Annotated in this window: 5 protein-coding genes; 1 reads left to right on the plus strand and 4 read right to left on the minus strand. The window is 72.1% G+C overall.

The features are described 5' to 3' along the window. From NX1_RS34755 to NX1_RS34765, 3 genes are all read right to left on the minus strand, one after another. Positions 1-599 (minus strand): sucrase ferredoxin (locus tag NX1_RS34755; protein ID WP_068069374.1); only part of this gene is annotated, 599 nt, incomplete at its 3' end. Then, positions 596-1,345, minus strand: coding sequence for an alpha/beta fold hydrolase (locus NX1_RS34760; protein WP_245668920.1), 750 nt, complete (start codon positions 1,343-1,345; stop codon positions 596-598). The genes NX1_RS34760 and NX1_RS34755, both read right to left, overlap by 4 nt. A gap of 108 nt (positions 1,346-1,453) precedes the next feature. Continuing rightward, positions 1,454-1,810, minus strand: a complete 357-nt coding sequence (locus tag NX1_RS34765) for a winged helix-turn-helix transcriptional regulator (protein WP_157120407.1) — start codon at positions 1,808-1,810, stop codon at positions 1,454-1,456. Between the two features lie 57 nt (positions 1,811-1,867). Here NX1_RS34765 and NX1_RS34770 point away from each other — a divergent pair, with 57 nt between their 5' ends. Then, the gene (locus tag NX1_RS34770) at positions 1,868-2,743 is read left to right on the plus strand and encodes an SDR family oxidoreductase (RefSeq protein WP_068069375.1); all 876 of its coding nucleotides are present in this window, start codon (positions 1,868-1,870) and stop codon (positions 2,741-2,743) included. On the opposite strand, the gene NX1_RS34775 is transcribed toward NX1_RS34770, so the two are convergent. Continuing rightward, a partial coding sequence (locus tag NX1_RS34775) for a DNA polymerase Y family protein (protein ID WP_068069385.1) occupies positions 2,734-4,155 on the minus strand: 1,422 nt, incomplete at its 5' end. The genes NX1_RS34770 and NX1_RS34775 overlap by 10 nt on opposite strands.

Genomic DNA, 4,155 nt, shown 5'->3' on the forward strand with positions numbered 1-4,155 from the left:
ACGGCGGCGACGGCCTCGGTCGCGGCGGCGGCGTCGACGCGGCCGTAGGTGAGTCCCGATGGCAGCAGCACCATGGCGGGCGCGAAACGGTGGCCGCCGGTGTGCGAGCACTCCCAGACCTGGCCGGGATGGGCGGTCGACAACGCCGCGGCGATGGGACGGCCGAGCAGGGCGCAGCATTGGTCGCGTTTACCGTGCGCGCACACCAGGACCAGCGGATCCGTCACCGGCTCACCGAGGCCGGGCGGCGGACCGTCGAGCAGGTGCAGATCGAGGTCGAGCAACTGCTCCAGCTCGGTGATCTCGATCCGCTCGCACCAGCCGCCCTCGGCGCGCGAGTTGACCAGCAGAACCGTTCGAGCGCCGGTGAATTCGTGGCGGCCGGGACGGCGGATCAGGGTCGGGCGGACGCGCGCGGCCGCGGTGCGCGCGGCGAGCTCGGCGGTGATCTCCGCGCCGAGCACCTCGTCGCCGATCACGTCACGACCCCACGCTCCGGGATGTTCGACGCAGAGCCATCCGCTCACCCGCGTCGCGGTGCCGGGAAGCGGGACATCGGCCGCGGCCGAGGAGCATGGCAGGCCGTCGAACGCGTTCACCGCGCGAGGAACGGAATCACCGCGGCTTCGAACTCGCGGTACCGGTCGCGATGGATGCTGTGGCCGCAGGAGAACGGGGTGACGGTGCAGTCGGAGACCAGGTCGAGCAGCACCGCGAGCTTCTCCGGATCGACCATGCCGCCCGGCCCGCCGCGCAGCACCAGCGTGGGCGCGGTGATGTCGGACAACCGGTCCCACCATTCCGGATTCGGCTTGCGGAACTGCTCCAGCGCGGTGCGGGTCATCGAGCGGTCGAAGGCCAGCACGGCGCGCGGATGCCGGATCAGGCTGGTCGTGGCGTGCCAGAGTTCGGGGATGGTGGGGAAACGACGGGTCAGCCGCAGTTCCTCGTCGCCGGAGCGCAGCGGAAGCGGGCATTCCTCGATCACCAGGCTGCGCACCAGCTCGGGCCGCTCCTGCGCGACGCAGGACACCGCGTAACCGCCGAGCGAGTGCCCGACGAGATCCACCTGGCGCAGCTCGAGGCGCTCACACAGCAGGAGCAGGTCGGCGCCGAACTCGTCGAAACGGTACGAATCGGTGTGCGCGCTGCGGCCGTGCCCGCGCAGGTCCGGGATGATCACCCGCCGCCCGGCCCGCGCCAACCGGCGCGCGAAGCGGTCCCAGGTGTGCCCGTCCCCGCCCATGCCGTGCACCAGCACGACGGGCGTGTCGTCGACCGCCCCCGAATCGCGATAGGCGATCTGCACCCCACCGAACGCCATCCGGGCAACCGTCAGATCCACGATGTTCGAGAGTACCGACCACCACCCGTCCGCCACCCAGGATTTGTCGGCAGTATCACAGCGGCCGAACACTGTCCGAGCGACGGCAATCGGGCGGGACGGCGGCTGTCAGTCCTCGACGAGAGGGTGCTCCTCGCCCCACTTCAACATCGCGTAGAGGATTCCGCTGAGACTCTCGCCGTCCTCGGTGAGCTGGTACACGACGCGGGGCGGGACTTCGGCGTAGACGGTGCGGGTGAGGATGCGCTGGTGTTCCAGGGCGCGGAGGCGGTCGGTGAGGGTCTTGGCGCTCGGCGAGCCGAGTGCCGCGCGCAGGTCGCCGAAGCGCTTGGGTCCGGACAGTAATTCCCGGACGATCAGCGTCGTCCACTTTCCGTCGAGGACCTTCAGCGTGCGCTCGACACCGCAGCCCCAACGCGGGGCTTCTTGCATGCGTTTCAGCTGCTCGGCGCCAATGGTTTCCATTGGAAAACTATATAACTTCCTGGGTATTGCTTCATTCTCGAAACTAACGTCGCCCGCATGAACACCTCAACCGTGATCGTCCACGGCGCGACCGGGATCCAAGGCGCGGCCATCGTCCGCGGCCTGCTCGCGGCGGGACACCGCGTGCGTGGCATCGTCCGCCGGAACTCGTCCTCCCTGTTGCACGCGGATGCCGAGCCGGTCCAGGCCGACCTGCTCGACCCCGGCTCGCTGGCCGCCGCGTACTCGGGGGCCGATGCCGTGATCGTGCAGTTGCCGCTGGTCTTCACCGACCTCGCCGTCCGGCAGGCCGAAACCGTGCTGAACGGACTCCGCAAGGCGGGCGTGCGGCGGGTGGTTCTCAATACCGGCAGCGTGCTGCCGCCCGTGCCCGTCGGCGTTCCGTTTATCGATGCCCGCGTGCTGTTGTCCGCCGAACTGTCCCGCGGCGCCGAAGCGGCCACGGTGGTCGCGCCCGCTCGGCAGTACATGGAGAACCTCGTCGCGCCATGGTCCGCCCCGCTCGTGCGCGCCGGGGAAGTCGCCTACCCGTTGCCGAGGGAACTGCCTGTCCCGTGGGTCGCGCTGGACGATCTCGGAGCGGCCGTCGCGGGCTCGATCACCGCTACGGCTCCGCCACCGCTGCGGATCGTGGCGGGACCGCGAGCGCTGACGGGAGACGAGGTCGCCGCGGAACTCAGCGCGGCCCTGGGACAGCCGGTGCGATGGAATTCCATTTCTCCGAACGCTTATCGGGAGATGCTCGCCCCGCACCTCGGGGCCGAGGCCGCCGCAGGGATCGCCGCGGCATACACGCCGCCGCCACCGGGAGCGCCCACGCCGCCAGAACCCGACCCCTCGATGATCGAGACCGGAACCACCAGCCTGCGTGATTGGGCGGCACGCCAGGACTGGCGGGCGGATCAGTCGTAGAGTCCCTCGGCTCGCCACGACTCGTCGCTGTAGACGAGCAGCAGCACCCTGACCTCGCCCGCGTCACCGCCCAGCTGCACCTGGGCGCGGGCCGCCGCCGCGGAATCGGGGACCCACCAGTGCTCGTCCATCGGCCACGGTCCGGCCCACCCGGCCAGCGGCCAGCTGCGGCTGCCCCAGTGCAGGCGGGCCGGGTCGGCGGTGAACATGCCCCGCTCGGTGACCAGCACCGGCGTTCCGTCGGCCGCCTCCAGGCGCACCGTGGGACGGTTCAGCAGCAGCACCGCGGGGGCGGGTTCGGGTAGCCTGCCGGGCCATGGCAGCTCCGGATCGGCCGCGGGCACCCGCTCGTCGCCGAGCACGACCATGGTGACGCGTTCGGCGGGCCCGCGGCCGCCGCTGAGCACGCCCACCTGGACTGCCTCGCCGCCGAGCAGTCCCTGCACCCGAACAAGGGCGCGGCGGGCGCGCTCGTCCTCCTCACCGACACCGCCCCAGAGACCGAGTTGCAGCGCGCCTGCCCGCACGACCTCGACGGGTTCCAGGCGCAGCAGAGTGACCGGCGCGGTGGGGCGGTCGCGGCGGGTCAGCCAGCCGTCGAGCTGCCAGCGCACCCGGTCGGCGGTGTCCTCGGGGGTGAGCGGCTCGGCGCACCGCCAGATCCGGGAGAGCTGCTCGCCCGCTTCGGTTTCGGCGAACACCGCGAGCCGGGTGCAGGCCAGCGCGGCGTCGGACAGCTTGGCGTGCAGCCGGGTGGCGAGCATGCGGCCCGCGAAGGCGGCCGCGTCGACCCGGTCGATCGGCGGGTCGCAGCGCTGCTCCACCGCGAGCTCCGGCGGCGGGCGGCGTGCAGCGGGCGGGCGTTCCGGAACGGCGCGCGCGCTGCGATGCGCGAGCACGGCGTCCGCGCCGAAGCGGGAGGAGACCTCGGCGGGGCCGAGCGCCGCGAAATCACCGATCTTGCGTAAACCCAAGCGGTGCAGCAGGTCAACCAGCTCGGCGCGCTCCGGCGCGGCGAGGCTCGGCTCCAGCGCGAGTTCGGACACCGGGAGCGGCGCCAGGAATTCCGCGCCATCGCCCTGCGGCACGATCGCCCCGCGCCGTGCCGCGATCACCGCCGTCGACAGCTCGTCGGCGATGCCGATCTGCGCCTCGACACCGACCGCGGCCACCGCGTCGACCAGCCGTTCGGCGGCCGCCTCCTCGGATCCGAAGAACCGGGCGGCCCCGCGCGCGCCGAGCACGAGCAGCCCGGGCCGCAGCACCTCGACGCCGGGCACCGTGGCGTCAACGGCCGCGACCACCGGCTCGAACAGTCGCGCATCCCGATCCTGATCCACCTGCGCCAGAAACAATTCCGGGCACCGCGCCTGCGCCTCCCTGCGCCGCAGGCCGCGCCGCACCCCCTCGGC

The sequence above is a fragment of the Nocardia xishanensis NBRC 101358 genome (genome assembly GCF_001613365.1).
Taxonomy (GTDB): Bacteria; Actinomycetota; Actinomycetes; order Mycobacteriales; family Mycobacteriaceae; genus Nocardia; species Nocardia xishanensis.